We start from the raw sequence: 1,365 nt of genomic DNA, 5'->3' as shown, positions 1-1,365 counted from the left end.
ACTTATCGTGAGATAAGGGCTGAAAGAAGCGTGGAATAAAATCTTGGCTCGACGAACAGAAATCTGATACCAAGGCTCCACAAAGGGATAAGGCTCCATAACAAGTCAAAGTCCAAAAGATGTGCGTAACTTTGTAGGGTAAATCAGGCGAGTAAAAGAGGAAAGATAGTTGTCTTACCCTGGGAGGTCTTGCGAATGTACGGAAGTACAGTCGAAAAAGGTTAGTCGCAAGAAGTCAGCCGAAGCCATAGTAGTGAAATTGATTCATGAAGGGCTGAACAATTTATAGTGTTTCGACACCAGGAATGCGTAAGTGAAGTACTCCGAATGTGTTAATGGTGAAAGTATGAGCGTACCTCAAAGGATAGCCAAAATGGAGAAATCACTTACTACGTGAAAGGGAAGGAGAAACGAGTGTGAAACTTTTAGAACAAATTCTAAGTAATCGAAATAGAACGAAGCCTACTTACGTGTCTATAAAAACAAAGGTGCGAGTGGGGTCGATGGAGTAACAGTTGAAGAGCTAAAGCAATATCTGAGGGAGAACAAAAATGAACTATATCAGCGCATCAGAACAAGAAAATACCAACCACAAGCTGCCTTAAGAGTGGAAATCCCAAAAGAAAATGGCAAGATGCGCAAGTTGGGAATACCAACAGTAGTGGATAGAGTAGTTCAACAAGCCATTCATCAAGTACTCAGTCCGATATTTGAAAAGCAATTCAGTGAATTCAGTTATGGTTTTAGACCGAAAAAAAGTTGCGAGATGGCAATGATTAAAAGCTTGGAATTTCTGAATGACGGATATGATTGGGTTGTGGACATTGACCTCGAAAGATTTTTCGATACAGTCCACCACGATAAACTCATGCGAATCATTTCTAATAATATAGATGATGGTGATGTTATTTCTCTAATAAGAAAATTCCTTGTCAGTGGAGTTATGGTGAATGGAAAATATGAAGAAACACCAGTTGGAACTCCGCAAGGAGGAAACCTAAGCCCACTGTTGAGTAATATTATGTTGAACGAACTGGATAAGGAACTAGAAAGTAGAGGACTCCAATTCGTGAGATACGCTGATGATGCCCTCATCTTTGTGAAGAGTGAGAAAGCAGCCAATAGAGTGATTGAGTCAATCGTGAAATTTATAGAAAAGAAACTAGGATTGATTGTCAATGTGGAAAAGAGTAAAATCTCTCGCCCAAAAGACTTGAAATTCTTAGGATTTGGATATTATTACGATTTAAAAAATCAAAAATACCAAGTAAAACCCCATTCAATATCCGTACAAAAATTTCAAAGAAAGCTTCGGAAACTAACAAAGCGAAATGGGAGTGTACCGCTTGACTACCGAGTTTTAAA

The 1,365-nt window shown here is 38.8% G+C and carries 1 pseudogene; it reads left to right on the top strand.

The features are described from left to right. Positions 1 to 517: 517 nt before the first annotated feature. Positions 518 to 1,365: pseudogene (ltrA, locus tag PDT38_RS19255) on the top strand (group II intron reverse transcriptase/maturase); the annotation flags it as partial.

Source organism: Bacillus changyiensis (assembly GCF_027706145.1).
GTDB classification, from domain to species: domain Bacteria; phylum Bacillota; class Bacilli; order Bacillales; family Bacillaceae; genus Bacillus; species Bacillus changyiensis.
Note: the sequence above shows the minus strand (reverse complement) of the source record. Positions and strands in the feature narration are given on the sequence as shown.